This window comes from Paracoccus mutanolyticus, assembly GCF_003285265.1.
Classification (GTDB): domain Bacteria; phylum Pseudomonadota; class Alphaproteobacteria; order Rhodobacterales; family Rhodobacteraceae; genus Paracoccus; species Paracoccus yeei.
In genome coordinates, this window is sequence record NZ_CP030239.1 from 2395603 (window position 1) to 2414030 (window position 18428).

Below are 18428 nucleotides of genomic sequence, written 5' to 3' on the forward strand. Positions count from 1 at the left end.
ACGGGAACGACGGTCTAACAAAGCATTGATTTGTCCCGTGGCGCCGGCGGGGGTTAGGTGGTGCGGAACGGAAATTCGGGATTCTCCAAGGGCATGGCATCTGGCTTTGCACATTTTCCCGCCTCGGCGCCCGGCCGGGATGCGGCGTTGCGGCCATGGCCGGGTCTGCGCCGGCGCATCGGATCGGCGCGGTGGCGGCCCTGGTGCTGGCCCATCCGGTCGCCGCGCAGGACCGGGACGGGCCGGGCGCGGGCGGCATGGCCGCAGGCGGGCAGGGCGGTGGCGCGGTTTCCCTGGGGGCGGATGCGCCGGGCGGGCCGCGCGGGGGCGAGGGCGCGTTGCCGTCGCTTGACGCGGTGGGCGTCACCGTGCTGGGCGAGCCTGCGTCCCAGGGCGGACCCGATGCCGAGGCCCCGCAGGCCGACGCGCCCCGGGACGACAGCCTGGGCCTCATCGAGGCGCCGGACGGCATGCCTGCCATCGGCGCCGGCGGGCTGCCCTTCATCGAAGGCGACCTCTTTCCCGATTCCCCGGCCGTCGCGGCCTTCGCCCAGCGGCCGACCGCGCAGGCCCGGGCCGGCCTGGGGCCGATCAGCCATCCCCCGGTGGTGGTCGAGCTGTTCACCTCGCAGGGCTGCACGGCCTGCCCGCCCGCCGACCGGATGCTGGCCGACCTGGCCGAGCGCGACGACATCCTGGCGCTGTCCTGGCATGTCGATTACTGGGATTACCTGGGCTGGGCCGACGATTTCGCCAAGCCCGAATTCACCCTGCGCCAGCAGTCCTATGCCCATGCCTGGGGCGAGCGCGCGATCTATACCCCGCAGATGATCGTGGGCGGGACCGACACGCTGATCGCCCTGCGCCCGGCCGATCTGATGGCGCTGGTCGACATGCAGATGACGCGGCCGGTCCCGATCATGGTCAGCGCCCGCCAGCGGGGCGAGGAGTTCCAGATCGAACTGACGCCCCGCGTCGCCATTCCCGACAAGGTGGCCATCGTGCTGGTGCGCTATGCGCCGCATCGTCACGTCACCATCAAGGCGGGCGAGAACCGCGGCGTCGCGGTGCGCTATACCAATGTCGTGCTGGCGGCCGACCGGATCGGCGAATGGGACGGCCGCGCCGCCCTGCGCATGACGGTGCGCCCCGACCTGGCCAGCGGCGACGCCTTCCCCGAGGACACGCGCCACGCGATCCTGGCCCAGCAAATGGGCCGCGCCGGTCAGCCCACCGGGCCGATCCTGGCCGCGATCAGGCTGGACTAGCCGGCGCCGCTGCGGCACAACCCTGAAAATCCCCGTTCAAGGAGGCGCGCCGTGTCTGAGGCCCGCAAGATCAATCCCTGGCTCAAGGCCGGGCTGGAGTTCGGCCCGCTGATCCTGTTCTTCGTCGTCTTCATGCGGTTGCGCGACCGGATGGTGACGATCGGCGGCACCGAGTATTCGGGCTTCATCGTGGCCACGCTGATCTTCATCCCGGTGCTGGTCGCCTCGACCCTGGCGCTGTGGCGGCTGACGGGCAGGCTTGCGCCGATGCAGATCGCGACGCTGGTGCTGGTCGTGGTCTTTGGCGGGCTGTCGGTCTGGCTGAACGACCCGCGCTTCTTCAAGATGAAGCCGACGATCATCTACCTGATCTTCGCCGCCGCCCTGGGGGCCAGCCTGGCGCTGCGCCGCAACTGGCTGGAACTGGTCATGTCCGAGGCCCTGCCCATGCGCCCCGAGGGCTGGCGCGTCCTGACCCTGCGCATGACCGCGCTGTTCCTGGGCCTGGCCGTCGCCAACGAGGTGATCTGGCGCAGCATGTCCGAAACCGCCTGGGTGAACTTCAAGACCTTCGGCCTGCCGGCGATCATGGTGATCTTCTTCGTGCTGAACGCCCGGCTCTTTGAACGCCACGCCCTGCCGCGCGACGAGTGACGCCTTGCGCCATGCCCTTGGCGGGAGTAACCGGTCCTGACGCGAAAAGGAGTCCGCCATGTCCCAGAAGCCCTTGCATCCGCGCACCCGCGCCGTCCATCACGGCATCCGCCGCAGCCAGTATGGCGAGATGGCCGAGGCCTTGTTCATGACGCAGGGCTTTGCCTATGACAGCGCGGAACAGGCAGAGGCGCGCTTCATCAAGACCGGCCCGGACGAGTTCATCTATGCCCGCTACGGCAACCCGACCTCGCGCATGTTCGAGGACCGGATCGCCGACCTGGAAGGCACCGAGGACGCCTTTGCGACCGCCAGCGGCATGGCGGCCGTGAACGGCGCGCTGATGTGCTGGGCCAAGCCGGGCGATCATGTCGTGTCCTCGAAGGCGCTGTTCGGGTCCTGCCTTTATGTGCTGGACGTGCTGGCCCGCTTCGGGGTCCGGATCTCCTATGTGGACGGCGCGGACCTGGACCAGTGGCGCGCGGCGATCCAGCCCGACACCAAGGCGGTGTTCTTCGAATCCGTGTCGAACCCCACGCTCGAGGTGGTGGACATCGAGGGGGTGGCTGCCTTGGCCCACGAGGTCGGCGCGCTGGTGATCGTGGACAATGTCTTTGCGACGCCCGTCTATTCGCGCGCGGTCGCGCAGGGGGCGGACGTCGTCGTCTATTCCTCGACCAAGCACATCGACGGGGCGGGGCGTTGCCTGGGCGGCGTCATCTGCGGCACCCGCCATTTCGTGCGCGAGGTGGCCGAGCCCTATCTGAAACACACCGGCGCCGCAATCAGCCCGTTCAACGCCTGGCTGATGCTGAACGGGATGACCACGCTGGACCTGCGGGTGCGCGCCCAGACCGAAACCGCGCTGGCGCTGGCGCAGGCGCTGCAATCCACGCCGGGTGTCGCCAAGGTGATCTATCCGGGGCTGCCCGATCATCCGCAATACGACCTGGTGCAGCGCCAGATGGGCGCGGGCGGCACGATGGTCGCGGTCGACGCGGGCAGCAAGGACGCGGCCTTCGCGGCGATGAACCGGATGCGGATCTTTCAGATCTCGAACAACCTGGGCGATGCGAAATCCATCGTCACCCATCCCGCCACCACCACGCATTCCCGCCTGTCGGACGAGGTGCGGGCGGAACTGGGCATCACCCCGGGCCTGCTGCGCCTGTCGGTCGGGTTGGAGGATGCCGACGATCTGATCGCCGATCTGCGTCAGGCCTTGGCCTAAGGCCCGTTCGGGGCGCCTGCCGCGGCGGACGCCCCTTTTGTTTTCAGGGCATCGTGCCCACATTGCGCCCGACCGTCACCCCACGAGGACGACCATGACCGAGGCCCGCCCCCTGTTTCCCGGACCCCTCGCCACCGAACGCGCCTATCCGGCGCTCAAGCGGGACTATCCCGCCGACTTTCGGGTGGATGCCAGTTACAAGGCCAGCCTGCCGGACCTGCAGAACGGGCCCGCCAGCCTGATCGTCGGCGCGCGCGCCGCGATCCAGCATGTCGGCATCTCGAACTTTCGCCTGCCGATCCGCTACCAGACCAAGGAGGGGGGCGAGGTCACGCTGGAAACCAGCGTCACCGGCACCGTCAGTCTGGAATCCGACCGCAAGGGCATCAACATGAGCCGCATCATGCGGTCCTTCTATGCCCATGCCGAGAAGCGATTCTCGATGGGTGTGCTGGAGGCCGCGCTGCAGGACTACAAGTCCGACCTGGACAGCATCGACGCCCGCATCCAGATGCGGCTCAGCTATCCGATGCGGGTCGACTCGCTGCGCTCGGGCCTGACGGGCTGGCAGTATTACGACATCGCGCTGGAACTGGCAGAACGCGCCGGGCAGCGGCTCAAGATCATGCACTTCGATTACGTCTATTCCTCGACCTGCCCGTGCTCGCTGGAGCTTAGCGAACACGCCCGCCAGATGCGGGGCCAACTGGCGACGCCGCATTCGCAGCGCTCCATCGCCCGGATCTCGGCCGTGACCCAGGGCGAAACCCTGTGGTTCGAGGACATGGTCGCGCTGTGCCGCCGCGCCGTCGCCACCGAAACCCAGGTCATGGTCAAGCGCGAGGACGAGCAGGCCTTCGCCGAACTCAATGCCGCGAACCCGATCTTCGTCGAGGACGCGGTGCGCGCCTTTGCCGCCGAACTGCTGGCCGAGCCGCGCATCGGCGATTTCCGCGTCGTCGCCAGTCATCAGGAATCGCTGCATTCGCACGATGCCGTCAGCGTCCTGACCCAGGGCGAGACCTTCGCCCAGGTCAGCCTGGACCCGTCGATCTTTGCCGGTCTGCGGGCGTGACCTGCGGGCGTGATGTGAACAAGGCGTGAACGCGGGCTTTCCTGGCGCGCCTGCAGGGGTTATGTTGGCGGCATGAACGAATTCGACGATTCCGATGCCTTCGAGGCCGCCGCAGCCCCGGTGCCGCTTTCGCAGCGCGCCATGTCGGCGCGGCCGGCGCCCTATCTGGACGGGCTGAACGATGCGCAGCGCGCCGCGGTCGAGGCGTTGGACGGGCCCGTGTTGCTGCTCGCCGGCGCCGGCACCGGCAAGACCCGGGCGCTGACCACCCGCATCGCGCATCTGCTGACCCAGGGCCGCGCGCGCCCCGGCCAGATCCTGGCCGTGACCTTCACCAACAAGGCCGCGCGCGAGATGAAGGACCGCATCGGCCGCCTTCTGGGCGAGATGGTCGAGGGCATGCCCTGGCTGGGCACCTTCCACAGCGTCAGCGTCAAGATCCTGCGCCGCCATGCCGAACTGGTCGGCGATGCGACGCTGCACCTGAAGCCCAGCTTCACCATCCTCGACACCGACGACCAGATCCGCCTGCTGAAGCAGCTGATGGCGGCCGAGAACATCGACGAAAAGCGCTGGCCTGCACGGCAGCTTGCCGGGCTGATCGACGGCTGGAAGAACCGCTGCATCACCCCCGCCCGGCTACCCAGGGGCGAGGAACGCGCCTTCGACGGCTGGGGCGGCAAACTCTATGCCGCCTATCAGCGCCGCCTGCTGGAGCTGAACGCCGTCGATTTCGGCGACCTCCTGATGCATTGCGTCACCATCTTTCAGGCGCACCCGGACGTGCTGCGCCAATGGCAGGACCGCTTCCGTTATATCCTGGTAGACGAATACCAGGACACCAACGTCGCCCAGTACATGTGGCTGCGGCTGCTGGCGCAGGCGCACAAGAACATCTGCTGCGTGGGCGACGACGACCAGTCGATCTATGGCTGGCGCGGCGCCGAGGTCGGCAACATCCTGCGCTTCGAGGCGGATTTCCCCGGCGCGCAGGTGATCCGGCTGGAACAGAACTATCGTTCCACCCCGCATATCCTGGCCGCCGCCTCGGGCCTGATCGCGGCGAACAAGGGGCGCTTGGGCAAGACGCTGTGGACCGAGGCCCAGGGCGGCGAGCCCGTCCGCCTGATCGGCCATTGGGACAGCGAGGCCGAGGCGCGCTGGATCGGCGAAGAGATCGAGGCGTTCCAGGGCGGCCACCGCCACAGCATCGGCAAGCGCAGCCTGAACGACATCGCGATCCTCGTGCGCGCCAGTCACCAGATGCGGGCGTTCGAGGACCGCTTCATGACCATCGGCCTGCCCTATCGTGTGATCGGCGGGCCGCGGTTCTATGAACGCCAGGAAATCCGCGACGCCATGGCCTATTTCCGGCTGGCGGTCAGCCCCACCGACGACCTCGCCTTCGAGCGCATCGTGAACGTGCCGAAGCGGGGTCTGGGCGACAAGGCGGTGCAGACCATCCAGCGCGAGGCGCGCGAACGCGGCCTGTCGCTGCTCGAGGGCGCGGCCTCGGTCGTGGCCACGCAGGGGATCGGCGGCAAGGGCGGCGCGGCGCTGCGCAACTTCGTCCAGGGCATGGGCCGCTGGCACGCCGATGTGCTGGACGACAGGGTCAACCATGTCGAACTGGCCGAGCGCATCCTGGACGAATCCGGCTACACCGCGATGTGGCAGAACGACAAGTCGCCCGACGCGCCCGGCCGGCTCGACAACCTCAAGGAACTGATCAAGGCCTTGGAGGAGTTCGAGAACCTTCAGGGCTTTCTGGAACATGTCGCGCTGGTCATGGACAACGACACGGGCGAACAGGCCGAGCAGGTCAGCATCATGACGCTGCACGCCGCCAAGGGCCTGGAATACCCCATCGTCTTCCTGCCGGGGTGGGAGGACGGGCTGTTCCCCAGCCAGCGCAGCATGGACGAATCGGGCATGAAGGGTCTCGAGGAGGAGCGCCGCCTGGCCTATGTCGGCATCACCCGGGCCGAGGAGCTGGCCACCATCACCTTCGCCGGCAACCGCCGCATGTACGGGCAATGGCAGTCCTCGCTGCCCTCGCGCTTCATCGATGAACTGCCCGAGGAGCATGTCGAGGTGCTGACGCCGCCCGGACTTTACGGCGGCGGCTATGGCGCGGCGGCGCAGCCCTTCGCCGCCTCGGCCATGCACGAGCGCGCCTTCAAGGCCGATGTCTACAACTCCCCGGGCTGGAAGCGGATGCAGCAGCGGTCGTCCGAACGTACACAGCCCGTACACCGCACGCCGGTCGTCATCGACGCCGAACCGGCCGCCCGCTATGCCGTGGGCGACCGGGTGTTCCACCAGAAATTCGGCAATGGCACCATCCGCGGCATCGCCGAGGATACGCTGACGGTCGAGTTTCCGACGGGCTTCAAGACCATCAAGGCGGGCTACGTTCAGCCCGCCTCGGGCGCCTCGACAGACGACGTGCCGTTCTAAAGCGCGGCGCGCACGACGTCAGCAAGCGGCGTGGTCGGCCGCCCGATCAGCCCCGACAGCGCCCGGCTGTCGTCGAACAGCGCGCCTTGGGCCGCGCCCGCGTCCCAGCCGGCGATCGCCGCCGCAAGGCCCTCGGGCAGCCCGGCCTTGACCAGCGCGGCGGCGTATTCGGCCTCGGGCAGGTCCACATAGGGAATGTCGCGCCCGCTCTGGCGCGAGACCTCGGCCGCCAGGTCGGCCAGCGTCCAGGCATCGTCCGCGGCCAGCTCATAGGTCTGCCCGGCATGGCCGCCCTCGGCCAGAACCCGGGCGGCGGCCTCGGCGTAATCCGCCCGCGCCGCGCCCGACACCCGGCCCGCGCCCGCCGCGCCGATCAGCGCGCCATGCTGCAAGGCGGTCGGGATCGACCCGGTGTAGTTCTCGGCATACCAGCCATTGCGCAGGATCGTGTGCGGAATGCCCGATTCCGCCAGCGCCGCCTCTGTCTCGACATGCTCCGCCGCCAGCGACAGGGGCGAGCGGTCGGCATGCAGCAGGCTGGTATAGACGATCTCGCCCACGCCCGCGGCCTTGGCGGCCTCGATCACCGCGCGGTGCTGGGGCGCGCGCTTGCCGACCTCGCTCGACGAAATCAGCAGCAGCCGCTCGACGCCCGCCAGCGCGGGCGCCAGCGTCTCGGGCCGGTCATAGTCGAAAGCGCGGGTCTCGACCCCCAGGTCGGCCTTTTCGGGCGACCGCGCCAGGGCGACGATCTGCCCCGCAGGCAACAGGGTTTTCAGCTTGGCAATGGTCAGGCGGCCCAGTTGGCCGGTGGCTCCGGTAATCGCAACAGTCATGATGATCTCCGTTACTCTTGTGCGGAAACAGATACGCGCCTAACTTATCAATAGTAAGAACATACAGGAATGTTAGTGTGGAAAATCCGCAAAGGGGCGATCTGATGGCCGCGGCCTGCCCGTCGCGCGACGTCCTGCGGCGGCTGACGGGGCGCTGGGGGATGCTGGTGCTGTGGACCCTGGCGGCGGGGCCGCAGCGCTTCAGCGGCTTGCGCCGGCACATCGGCGGGGTCAGCGAGCGCATGCTGGCCCAGACCCTGCAGGGGCTTGAATCCGACGGCATGGTGCTGCGCCGCGATTTCGGCACCGTGCCGCCGCATGTGGAATACGAACTGACGCCCCTGGGCCAGGAGGCGGCCGCCCGCGTCGATGCGCTGCTGGGCTGGATCGAGGACCGGCTGCCGCAGATCGCCAGCAACTGGTCCCGGCCCTGATCCTTCACCGTTTTCCAAATACCCATGCCGCCCGTGCCGCCGGCGCGGCGCTTGACCCCGGCGCGCGGCGGCCCTATCTGCCCCTTGCGCGGATGGCCGGATGACCGCGGCGGGCGACCGTCGAGGAAAGTCCGGACTCCATGAAGGCACGGTGCCGGGTAACGCCCGGCGGGGGCAACCCCAGGGAAAGCGCCACAGAGAAGAGACCGCCCATGCCCAAGTGATTGGCTGCATGGGCAAGGGTGAAACGGTGGGGTAAGAGCCCACCGCGGGCCTGGCAACAGGACCGGCAAGGCAAGCCCCACCGGGAGCAATGCCGAATAGGGACCGCGCGTCGCAAGACAGGGCTGCCTTCGCCCCAGCAGGTCCGGGTTGGCAGCTAGATCCCGTCGGCAACGGCGGGGCCAGAGGAATGGTCATCGAAGGGGGCGACCCCGGAACAAAATCCGGCTTACAGGCCATCCGCGCATTTTCCGCCCGCCCTTCGTTTCCGCCCGCCGCGCTTTTTCGCGAGCGGCCCTTTTTCGCCCGTGTCAGGGCGGGACAGTATGCTAGGCTCGACCCGATTCATGGGGGATCGATCCATGCGCATGATGCTGACGATGGGCCTGATGGCCTGGGGCGGGGCCGCGCTGGCGCAACAGCTGGCCGTTCCCGTCATCGAGCCCGAGGGCGACGGCCAGGCCGCCACCTGCATCGGCGGCGAGGTCTTCGGCCTGCGCGCCGAGGGCGACGGTTTCCTGGCGATCCGCACCGGCCCGGCCACCACCTATGCCCGGATCGGGCGGCTTCACAACGGCGACCGGGTGCTCATCATCGACCGGCAGGGCGAATGGGTGGGCTCGCGCGCAATGGCGGCCAGACCGACCGAAGGGGGTCTGCGCCAATGCCGGGCCGGCGCGGCGCATCACCGGGCCGGATGTCGGCTGGGTGCACGGCCGCTGGCTGCGCGAGACGGCGGGCTAGCGCCCTTTGGGCCGTTCCGACGCAAAACCCTGCGATTCGCCGTTGACTTCGCCCGTTCTCGCAGTAAAAGGCGGGCTTCAAGAGATTCCACGGGGTTCGCAGCAGCGTCTTTGCCCCGCAGCAGGAGCAATGAGATGGCGAAGCCGACGACGATCAAGATCCGTCTGAACTCGACGGCCGGGACCGGGCACTTCTATGTCACCAAGAAGAACGCCCGCACGATGACCGAAAAGATGGCGGTCAACAAATACGACCCGGTCGTGCGCAAGCATGTCGAGTACAAGGAAGGCAAGATCAAGTAAGATCTGCCCGGACAGAAATCATGCGGAACCGCGTCCCCGGCAGGGGGCGCGGTTTTTTCATGCGCGGCCGTCGCGACGCGCCGGGCAGTCGCGCCGGGCAGTCGCGCCGGGCAGCCCCAGTTTTTCTAATGCCTCGATCCAGAACATTCTCCTTTGCGGGACGGGGGCCGGCGGCCTTACCACCGGGGACAGCGAAGGGCCCCGGGGCGGGGCCGACACCCAGGAGGCCGCGACATGACACCCCGGATGGTGCTGGAAGGCATCTACACCCCCCTCATCACGCCGTTCCAGGCGGACGGCAGCTTTGACCTGGATGCCCTGGCCGAACTGATCGAGCGGCTGATCGCGGCGGGGGTGCACGGGCTGATCTCGGGCGGGTCCACCGGCGAGAACTATGCCGAGACGGTCGAGGAGCGGCTGGAGCTGGCGCGCTTCATCACCGAGCGCGTGGCCGGCCGCCTGCCGGTCATCGTCGGCACCGGCGCGATGCGCACGCCCGATTCCATCGCTCTGGCGCAGGGCGCGCGCGAGATGGGCGCGGATGCGATCCTCTTGGGCACGCCGCCCTATTCGGTGCCCACCGAACAGGAAAACGCGCTGAACGCGCTGGCCATCGACCGCGCCTGCGGGCTGCCGATCATCCTTTACAACTATCCCGGCCGGAACTGGCGGGCTCCAGCTTGGGACCGAGTTCCTGATCGGGTGGGGCGGCCAGGAACGTCATCGGCATCAAGGAAAGCTCGGGCGACATCAACCGGGTGCATCTGCTGGCGCGGGACTATCCGCATATCCAGCTGTCCTGCGGCATGGACGACCAGGCGCTGGAGTTCTTCGCCTGGGGCGCGCGCAGCTGGATCTGCGCCGGGTCGAACTTCCTGCCGGAAGAACATGTCGCGCTTTACGAAGCCTGCGCCGTGCAGGGCGATTTCACCAAGGGCCGTCGCATCATGTCGGCGATGCTGCCCCTGATGCGCGTCCTGGAACAGGGCGGCAAGTTCATCCAGTGCGTCAAGCACGGGGTCGAGGTCTCGGGCATCACCGCCGGGCCGATGCGCCCGCCGCTGAAGGGGCTGAACAAGGACGAAAAACGCGCGCTGGAACAGGTGATCCGCACGCTGAAAACCACCGTCGCCGCGATCACGGAAGGGAACTGAGATGACCGATCTGCTGACCATTCAGGAATACAAAGCCATCGCGGCGTCGCTGGACCTGCCGCAGAACGCCTTCATCGACGGCACCTTCCGGCCCGCGATCGGCGGCAAGACCTTCACCACCGTGAACCCCGCCACCGGCGAGGCGCTGGCCGAGGTCGCCGCCTGCGGGGCCGAGGACGTGGACCTGGCCGTCGCCAAGGCCCGCGAGGCCTTCGAGGACGGGCGCTGGTCGCGCCTGCATCCGGCCGAGCGCAAGGAGATCCTGCTGAAGTTCGCGAAGCTTCTGGAGCGCAATGCCCGCGAGCTGGCGGTGATGGAGTCGCTGGACGCCGGCAAGACCATTTACGACTGCGAGACGGTGGACGTGCCGGAAACCATCCACGTCCTGAAATGGCACGCCGAGCTGATCGACAAGATCTATGACCAGGTGGCGCCCGCCTCGGACAACCACATCGCCATGATCGTCCGCGAACCCGTGGGCGTGGTGGGCCTGATGCTGCCCTGGAACTTTCCGCTGCTGATGCTGGCCTGGAAGATCGGCCCGGCGCTGGCCGCGGGCTGTTCGGTGGTGGTGAAGCCCGCCGCCGAAACCTCGCTGACCGCGCTGCGCGTGGCGGAACTTGCCGCCGAGGCGGGCCTGCCGCGCGGTGTGCTGAACGTCGTCACCGGCTCGGGGCCGAGGTGGGCGAGCCGCTGGGCCGGCACCCGGACGTGGACATGGTCAGCTTCACCGGCTCGGCCGGACCGGGCGGCGCTTGCTGCAGTACTCGGCCGACCGCAACCTGAAAGAGGTCGTGCTGGAACTGGGCGGCAAGAACCCCTGCATCGTGCTGGACGACGCCGACCTGGACGCGGTCGCGGCCCATGCCGTCAACGGCGCCTTCTGGAACATGGGCCAGAACTGTTCGGCCGGGTCGCGGCTGATCGTGCAGAAGGGCATCCAGGACCGGCTGATGGCGCGGGTCGAGGCGCATGCCCGCGAATGGATCCTGGGCGATCCGCTGGACCCCGAGGTGCGCGTGGGCGCGCTGGTCAGCAAGGCCCATTTCGGCAAGGTCTCGGCCTATCTCGAGGCGGCGCAGAAGGAAACGATCCTGCTGGGCGGCACATCCCCGGCCGAGGGCTTCATCGAACCGACCGTGGTGCAGGCCGCGCGCGATTCGAAGCTGGCCGTCGAGGAGATCTTCGGCCCGATCCTGACCGTGATCCCGGTGTCCGGCTTCGAGGAGGCGATCGCGGTCGCCAACGACACCGAATACGGGCTGGCGGCGTCGATCTTTACCGCCAACGGCAAGCGGGCGCTGCGGGGCGCGCGGATGCTGCGGGCCGGCACGATCTGGGTCAACACCTATCGCGCCGTCAGCTTCATGGCCCCCTTCGGCGGCTACAAGCAGTCGGGCATCGGACGCGAGAACGGGCAATGCCATCCATGCCCATGACCAGTATACCCAGCTCAAGACCATCTGGCTGGACCTGACCGACCATTCGGACGCGGCGCTGGACTGATGGGCCGGCACGACGCCATCCGCACCCCGGCGTTCAACGGCCCCGCCGGGTGGAGCGTGATCCTGCCCCCGGTCCCGCCCCGCGCGCGGCTGGAGGGCCAGGCGGGCTGCGACATCGCCATCGTGGGCGGCGGCTTTGCCGGGCTTTCCGCCGCCCGCCGGCTGCACCAGATCGACCCCGGGCTGCGGGTCGTCATCCTGGAGGCGGCGCGCATCTCGGAAGGGGGCACGGGGCGCAACTCGGGCTTCATGATCGACCTGCCGCACGAACTGACCTCGGGCGACTATGCCGGTGCGGGCGACAGCCACGACCAGCAGCTGACGCGGCTGAACCGCCAGGCCATCGCCTTTGCCGCCGGCATCGTCGAGGAATTCGCCATCCCCGAGGGCTATTTCCAGCGCGCCGGCAAGATCAACGGCGCGGCCTCGGACGCGGGGGTGGCGGCGAACGAAAGCTATGCCCGCCACCTGCGCGACCTGGGCGAGGCGCATGAGCGGCTGGACGCCCGGGCCATGCGCGAGATCACCGGCAGCGCCTATTACCGCGACGGGCTTTACACCCCGGGCACGGTGATGATCCAGCCCGCGGGCTATGTCCAGGGCCTGGCCGCCGGGATCGAGCGCGGCGGCGTCACGATCCACGAGAACTCGGCCGCGCTGCGCATCGAAGGCACGGGGCAGGGCTGGACCGTCGCCACCGCCGGCGGAACGCTGAGCGCGGAGCGGCTGATCCTGGCCAACAACGGTCATCTGGAAAGCTTCGGCTTCAAGCGCGGCCAGCTGATGCACATCATGCTGAACGCCTGCATGACCGAGGAGCTGGACCCCACGGCGCTGCACGCACTGGGCGGGCGGGAATGCTGGGGCATCACCCCGGCCGACCCGATGGGCACCACGGTGCGCCGCATCGGCCCGGCCCAGGGCGGAACGCATCGTGATCCGCAGGGCGGCTATTACCGGCCCGATGCGACCGCAAGCCGACCTGGACCGCCTGGTCGGGCAGATGCGGCGCAAGTTCGACGCCCGCTTTCCGATGCTGAAGGCCGTGCGGTTCCAGTACAGCTGGTCGGGGCACCTGTGCCTGGCCAGAAACAACGTCTCGGTCATGCGCGAGCTGGAGCCGGGGCTTTACGCGGCCTGCGTCGACAACGGGCTGGGCACCACGCGCAGCACCTGACCGGGATCGGCGCGGCGGCTGCCTCGGCCGGGAAAGCGAGGGCAGCCGCGTCATGGCCGCACGAGGCCGAACCGGCGCGCCTGCCGCCGCATCCCTTCGACACCATCGGCGCCAATGCATATCTGCGCTGGAAAGAGTGGCAGACGCGGCTAGAATGACGTCCCAGTCAGAGGGAAAGTCGACCGCCGCCATGCCGCCGATCAAGCGCCGCCACCTGCCGTCTCTGGGGGCCTTCGCGACCTTCGAGGTGGCGGCCAAGCATCTGAGCTTCACGCTGGCCGCCAAGGAACTGAACGTGACCCAGGGCGCGGTCAGCCAGCAGATCCGCCTGCTGGAGCGCGCGCTGGACAAGGCGCTGTTCGTGCGCAAGCACAACGCGCTGGAACGACGCCCGAGGGGGTCAGCCTGTTTTCGGCCGTGACCGCGGGGCTGGACACGATCAGCGCCGCGGTTTCGGTCCTGACCGAGGACCAAGGCCCGCAGGCGGTCACCGTCTCGGCCACGGACGGCATGGCGCTGTTCTGGCTGCAGCCGATGATCGACAGCTTTCGCGCCCAGCACCCCGAGGTGGGTTTCGTGGTCCTGGCGTCGGACGCGGACGACACCCTGCGCAACTATGCCGATGTGGACATCGCCTTTCTGTGCGGCAACGAGCGCTGCGACGTGGGCGAGGAGCTGCATTTCCTGTTCCAGGAGATCGCCCAGCCGGTCTGCTCGCCCGCCTTTCTGGCCCGGCACGGCCCGTTTCCCGATGCCGAGAGCCTGAACGGGGTGAACCTTCTGCACCTGCACGACCGGCACTGGAGCGCGGATGCCATCGGCTGGCAGCCGATGGGCTGGGCCGAGTGGTTCCGCGCCCAGGGGACGGAATGGGCCAAGGCGCCGTCGAGCCTGTCCACGAACAAGGTCAGCCTGCTGATGCAGGCGGCCATGGCGGGGCAGGGGGTGATGCTGGGCTGGCACCACATGGTGCGCGCGCCCATCGCCGAGGGGCGGCTGGTCTTTGCCCATCCCGCCCCGATCACGGCGGGGCGCGGCAATTTCCTGAACTGCAAGCAGAAATCCCTGAAGCGGCCGGCGGTTGCGGGGTTTGTCGCCCATCTGCTGGCGGCGGTGCGCGAGGCGGGCTGAGGCGGGGGGCTCTGCCCCCGTCGCGTGCCGCGACTCCCCCGGGATATTGGGACACGAAAGAAGCCCTCGGGGCCCTGGGCCAGAATAGCTAATGCGCCGAGGCAGGAAATTCTCGTTTGCCCCGGTGGCGGCTTGCGGGGGATAACTCGGGACAGCCGGGGTCGCGGGGTGCCCGGGGAGGATACGGTTGCAAAAGCCCCAGCCATCGAAACCAGGGATCGGGGGGCGCCTTGCCCCGCAGGCCGCGTTCTACGGCGGCGGGACCGGCTTGCCCCCGACGAACGACAGCGGAGAACGACATGCGTGGAATTTTCAAGGCCATCCTGGCGGGGGCCGTGGCCCTTGGCTTGGCCTCGCCGGTCCTGGCGCAGGACAAGGTCATCAAGATGGGAACCATGTCCTGGGAGGACCTGACGCCCATCACCGGCATCACCAAGAAGGTGCTGGAGGACAAGGGCTATACCGTCGAGGTCACGCCGTTTTCGGAATGGGGCATCGCCTATGCGGCGCTGGCCAAGGGCGATGTGCAGATCCTGGCCAGCCAGACGGATTACGTCGCGCAGGACTACTGGCAGCGCAACAAGAACCGGCTGGAGAAGATCTCTCCGGTGTCGCACGGGCTGTTCGACGGGATCGCGGTCCCGGCCTATGTCGACATCGACTCGCTTGACCAGCTGAACGACAGGGCCGACGCGTTCGGCGGCAAGATCATCGGCATCGAGCCGGGCGCCGGCATCATGCGCGAGACCGGCGACGCCATCGACGCCTACGGGCTGAAGCTGCAGCTGGTCGAGGGCTCGACCGCCGCCATGACGGCGGCGCTGAAGTCTGCCGTGGACCGCAAGGAGCCGATCGCCGTCACCCTGTGGGAGCCGTCCTGGATGGCGCAGAAGTTCGACATCAAGTTCCTGAAGGACCCCAAGGGCGCCTTCCCGCCGCCGCAAAGCTATTACTGGATCGGCCAGAAGGGCTTTTCCGAGGAGAACCCCGAGGCGCGCGAAGCCATCGCCAGCGTCTTCGTGCCCAAGGAGGAGATCACCGCGATCAACGGCGCGGTGAACGACGGCAAGACCATGGACCAAGCCATCGCCGACTGGATCGCCGCCCACGGCGGCCTGATCGGGCGCTGGAGCAACATCAAGTCCTACTGATCCCGCAAGGTCGGGCGGCCCCCTTTGCCGGGCGCCGCCCCAACGGCACGACAATCGACAGGGTAGACATGGAAAGCACAGAGGTTCTGATCGACTGCCAGTCGGTCTGGAAGGTCTTCGGCGACCGCTCGCGCGAGGCGATCGGGGCGATCACCGGCCGGGGTCTGGGCAAGCAGGAGGTGCTGAAGGAGTTCGGCTGCGTGGTCGGCGTCTCGGATGCCTCGATCCAGGTGCGGCGGGGCGAGATCTTCTGCATCATGGGGCTGTCGGGCAGCGGCAAGTCGACGCTGATCCGGCTGCTGAACCGGCTGATCGAGCCGAGCCTGGGCCGCGTCATCGTCAAGGGCCGCGACATCGGCGCCATGGACGCCGCCACCCTGCGCGAGACCCGTGCCCGCCACATCGGCATGGTGTTCCAGTCCGTCGCCCTGCTGCCGCAGCGCAACGTGCTGGAGAACGCGGCCTTCGGGCTGGAGGTGCAGGGCGTGTCCAAGGACGAGCGCAACCGCGCCGCCGAGGCCGCGCTGGACAAGGTCGGCCTGTCGGACTGGAAGCTGCGCTATCCGTCGGAGCTGTCGGGCGGCATGCAGCAGCGGGTGGGGCTGGCGCGCGCGCTGACCTCGGACCCCGAGATCATCCTGATGGACGAGCCGTTTTCCGCGCTGGATCCGCTGATCCGGCGCCAGTTGCAGGACGAGTTCCGCCAGCTGACCAAGGACCTGGGCAAGTCGGCGGTCTTCATCACCCATGACCTGGACGAGGCGATCCGCATCGGCGACCGCATCGCCATCATGAAGGACGGCGTCATCATCCAGGTCGGCACCGCCGAGGAGATCGTGATGAACCCCGCCGACCAGTATGTCGCGGATTTCGTCGCCGGGATTTCCCGCCTGCACCTGGTCAAGGCGCATTCGGTCATGGTGCCGCCCGCCGCCTATGGCGGCCCGGTCGAGGGGCTGCCGCGCTGCACGCCCGAGGCCGACATCGACACGCTGATCGAGACGATCACCGCCTCGGGCAGCGATGCCATCGCCATCGCCGAGGGCGGGGCCGTGGTCGGGGTCGTGACCACGCGCAACCTGCTGCTGGGCGTGCGGGGCGAACCCGACGTCCGCGCCGCCGCGGCCTGAGGGGGACGGGGATGGAGGGTTTCGTCACCGTCTTCGACGAGCAGGTCGACAATGCGCTGTTCTGGCTGTCCGATCACGCGGCCTTTGTCTTCGACGGCGCCCGCGCCGTGCTGGAGGGGCTTTACGACGGCGTGCTGTGGCTGCTGATGCTGGCGCCGTTCTGGGTCGTCGCAGCTTTGGCCGGGCTGATCGCCTGGCGGGTGCTGGGCCTGGGGGCGGGCATCGCAAGCGGGCTTGCGCTGGCGTTCTGCTGGGCCATGGGGCTTTGGCCGGAAACGATGCAGACGCTGGCCCTGGTCATCGCCGCCAGCGTCATCGCGCTGGCGATCAGCCTGCCCATCGGCGTCATGGCCGGGCTGATGCCGCGGCTGGACCGGGCGCTGGTGCCGGTGCTGGACCTGATCCAGACGCTGCCGCCCTATATCTATTTGCTGCCGGCCATCGCGCTGATGGGCTATGGCCCGGCGACCGCGCTGGTCGCGACCGTGATCGTCGCCATGCCGCCCGCGATCCGGCTGACCAGCCTTGGCATCCGCCAGACGCCGGCCGAGTTCGTCGAACTGGGCCAGGCGCTGGGGACCAGCCGGATGCAGCAGTTCTGGAAGACCGCCTGCCCTTCGCCGTGCCGTCGATCATGGCGGGCGGCCCGTGCGCGAGACGCGGATCGGTGTTGCCGGCACCGTCGTCGACGACTTGCGACACAATCTTGGCGCGATCCGCACGCTGGACATCGCGACCTCGATCAACGCCTCGATCGCCATCGTGGTGCTGACCATGGTGCTGGACCGCGTCACCCAAAGCCTTGCGAGGGCGAAATGACCTTCAATCCCGGAGCTTTCCTTGCGCCCCTGGTAGACTGGCTCAACGCCAATTTCCACGGGCTGTTCGCCCTGATCGCCCGCGTCATCGAGACCGTGCTGGGCGCGATCGAGGCGGCGCTGCTGGTCGTTCCCGCCGCTGGCGTCATCGTGCTGGTGGCGGTGCTGGCCTGGTTCGCCGCCGGGCTGCGCGTCGCCATCCTGTCGGCCTGCTGCCTGGGTTTTTGCTGGCTGGCGGGGCTGTGGACCGCGTCGATGCAGACCATCGCCCTGGTCGTGGTGGCCGTGGCCATCGCGGTCGCCATCGCCTTTCCCCTGGGCATCTGGGCCGCCCGCCGCCGCGGGGTCGAAACCGCGCTGCGCCCGGTCCTTGACGTGATGCAGACCGTGCCGCCCTGGGTCTATCTGATCCCGGCGGTGATGATCTTCAGCCTGGGCCGGGTGCCCGCGATCATCGCCACCATCGTCTATGGCGTCCCGCCGATGCTGCGGCTGACCACGCTGGCCTTTCGCGGCGTGCCGAAGGACCTGAAGGAACTGGGCGAGGCCATCGGCGCGAAGCCCAGCACCATCCTGTGGAAGATCGAGCTGCCCGCCGCGCGCCCACGCTGCTGGTCGGCCTGAACCAGTGCATCCTGCTGTCCCTGGCCATGGTGGTGCTGGCGGGGCTGGTCGGAGCCGGCGGGCTGGGTGCCGAGGTGACGCGCGGCCTGACCCGCATGGAGATGGGCCTTGGCCTGCGCGCCGGCCTTGCCATCGTCGCCGTCGCGCTTCTGCTCGACAGGCTGTCGCGCGGCGCGCTGGAGCGGAAACGGGCCTGAGGGCCGACAGACGAATTTGGGGCGGCGGCGATTAATTTCGCCGCCGCCCTTGACCTTACCATCGTTGGAACCCCCATCTGAGGGTGGTGCAAGACATCACCAATGAGGGTTGCCATGAAATTCCACGTCCCTGACATGAGCTGCGACGGCTGCCTGCGGTCGGTGACCAAGGCGGTCACGACGCTGGACCCGGCCGCGCGCGTCGCCGCCGACCACCCGACCCGCACCATCGAGGTCGAGACCTCGGCCTCGGCCGAAGCGGTCGGCCGCGCGCTGGCCGATGCCGGCTTTCCCGCCAGCGCGGCATAGGTGGCG

General features: G+C 68.5%; 16 protein-coding genes, 1 other RNA gene and 2 pseudogenes. 18 read left to right on the plus strand and 1 reads right to left on the minus strand.

What is annotated here, in order from left to right; genetic code table 11:
• The first annotated feature begins 155 nt into the window (after nucleotides 1-155).
• From DPM13_RS13070 to DPM13_RS13090, 5 genes are all read left to right on the plus strand, one after another.
• Entirely contained in the window at nucleotides 156-1268 is a 1113-nt protein-coding gene (locus DPM13_RS13070) for a DUF1223 domain-containing protein (protein WP_223252014.1), read from the plus strand.
• Between the two features lie 51 nt (nucleotides 1269-1319).
• Nucleotides 1320-1922, plus strand: a complete 603-nt coding sequence (locus tag DPM13_RS13075; RefSeq protein WP_080621946.1) for an inner membrane-spanning protein YciB — start codon at nucleotides 1320-1322, stop codon at nucleotides 1920-1922.
• Nucleotides 1923-1980: 58 nt separating this feature from the next.
• Nucleotides 1981-3153 (plus strand): O-succinylhomoserine sulfhydrylase, encoded by a 1173-nt coding sequence (metZ, locus tag DPM13_RS13080; protein WP_099648933.1) that lies wholly within the window; start codon nucleotides 1981-1983, stop codon nucleotides 3151-3153.
• A 94-nt stretch (nucleotides 3154-3247) separates the two neighbouring features.
• Entirely contained in the window at nucleotides 3248-4228 is a 981-nt protein-coding gene (gene folE2, locus DPM13_RS13085; protein ID WP_028719413.1) for a GTP cyclohydrolase FolE2, read from the plus strand.
• A gap of 72 nt (nucleotides 4229-4300) precedes the next feature.
• Entirely contained in the window at nucleotides 4301-6688 is a 2388-nt protein-coding gene (locus DPM13_RS13090) for an ATP-dependent helicase (RefSeq protein WP_112888176.1), read from the plus strand.
• Here the strand turns inward: DPM13_RS13090 and DPM13_RS13095 are convergent.
• Nucleotides 6685-7524: an SDR family oxidoreductase gene (locus DPM13_RS13095; RefSeq protein ID WP_112888177.1), complete on the minus strand. Its 840-nt coding sequence runs from the start codon at nucleotides 7522-7524 to the stop codon at nucleotides 6685-6687. The two genes, DPM13_RS13090 and DPM13_RS13095, sit on opposite strands and share 4 nt — an antisense overlap.
• Nucleotides 7525-7628: 104 nt before the next feature.
• Between DPM13_RS13095 and DPM13_RS13100 the strand changes: the two genes are divergently transcribed.
• From DPM13_RS13100 to DPM13_RS13155, 13 genes and pseudogenes are all read left to right on the plus strand, one after another.
• Nucleotides 7629-7958: a winged helix-turn-helix transcriptional regulator gene (locus DPM13_RS13100; protein ID WP_099650069.1), complete on the plus strand. Its 330-nt coding sequence runs from the start codon at nucleotides 7629-7631 to the stop codon at nucleotides 7956-7958.
• A gap of 88 nt (nucleotides 7959-8046) precedes the next feature.
• Nucleotides 8047-8428, plus strand: an RNA gene (gene rnpB, locus DPM13_RS13105) — RNase P RNA component class A.
• Between the two features lie 630 nt (nucleotides 8429-9058).
• Complete coding sequence (rpmG, locus tag DPM13_RS13110) at nucleotides 9059-9226, plus strand: 50S ribosomal protein L33 (protein WP_028719409.1); 168 nt, start codon at nucleotides 9059-9061, stop codon at nucleotides 9224-9226.
• 246 nt (nucleotides 9227-9472) lie between these two features.
• Nucleotides 9473-10380 (plus strand): annotated as a pseudogene (locus DPM13_RS13115) (dihydrodipicolinate synthase family protein).
• A 1-nt stretch (nucleotide 10381) separates the two neighbouring features.
• A pseudogene (locus DPM13_RS13120) lies at nucleotides 10382-11886 on the plus strand (aldehyde dehydrogenase).
• The gene (locus DPM13_RS13125; RefSeq protein ID WP_223252015.1) at nucleotides 11886-13220 is read left to right on the plus strand and encodes an NAD(P)/FAD-dependent oxidoreductase; all 1335 of its coding nucleotides are present in this window, start codon (nucleotides 11886-11888) and stop codon (nucleotides 13218-13220) included. The pseudogene DPM13_RS13120 and the gene DPM13_RS13125 overlap by 1 nt, the downstream one beginning before the upstream one ends.
• On the plus strand, nucleotides 13217-13483 hold the full coding sequence (locus DPM13_RS26105; RefSeq protein WP_317616310.1) for a LysR family transcriptional regulator: 267 nt from the start codon (nucleotides 13217-13219) through the stop codon (nucleotides 13481-13483). Before DPM13_RS13125 ends, DPM13_RS26105 begins: the two co-directional genes overlap by 4 nt.
• A complete protein-coding gene (locus DPM13_RS13130; protein WP_317616311.1) occupies nucleotides 13480-14193 on the plus strand; it encodes a LysR substrate-binding domain-containing protein in 714 nt (237 codons plus the stop codon). The genes DPM13_RS26105 and DPM13_RS13130 overlap by 4 nt, the downstream gene beginning before the upstream one ends.
• A 299-nt stretch (nucleotides 14194-14492) precedes the next feature.
• Nucleotides 14493-15344 carry a glycine betaine ABC transporter substrate-binding protein gene (locus DPM13_RS13135; RefSeq protein ID WP_112888178.1) on the plus strand — a complete coding sequence of 284 codons (852 nt, stop codon included), beginning with the start codon at nucleotides 14493-14495 and terminating at the stop codon, nucleotides 15342-15344.
• Nucleotides 15345-15412: 68 nt separating this feature from the next.
• Nucleotides 15413-16474 carry a quaternary amine ABC transporter ATP-binding protein gene (locus tag DPM13_RS13140; protein ID WP_189654678.1) on the plus strand — a complete coding sequence of 354 codons (1062 nt, stop codon included), beginning with the start codon at nucleotides 15413-15415 and terminating at the stop codon, nucleotides 16472-16474.
• 11 nt (nucleotides 16475-16485) lie between these two features.
• Nucleotides 16486-17916 carry an ABC transporter permease gene (locus DPM13_RS23515; protein ID WP_223252016.1) on the plus strand — a complete coding sequence of 477 codons (1431 nt, stop codon included), beginning with the start codon at nucleotides 16486-16488 and terminating at the stop codon, nucleotides 17914-17916.
• On the plus strand, nucleotides 17868-18113 hold the full coding sequence (locus tag DPM13_RS23520) for a hypothetical protein (RefSeq protein ID WP_223252017.1): 246 nt from the start codon (nucleotides 17868-17870) through the stop codon (nucleotides 18111-18113). The genes DPM13_RS23515 and DPM13_RS23520 overlap by 49 nt, the downstream gene beginning before the upstream one ends.
• 114 nt (nucleotides 18114-18227) lie before the next feature.
• Nucleotides 18228-18422, plus strand: a complete 195-nt coding sequence (locus DPM13_RS13155; RefSeq protein ID WP_112888179.1) for a heavy-metal-associated domain-containing protein — start codon at nucleotides 18228-18230, stop codon at nucleotides 18420-18422.
• Nucleotides 18423-18428: the final 6 nt, after the last annotated feature.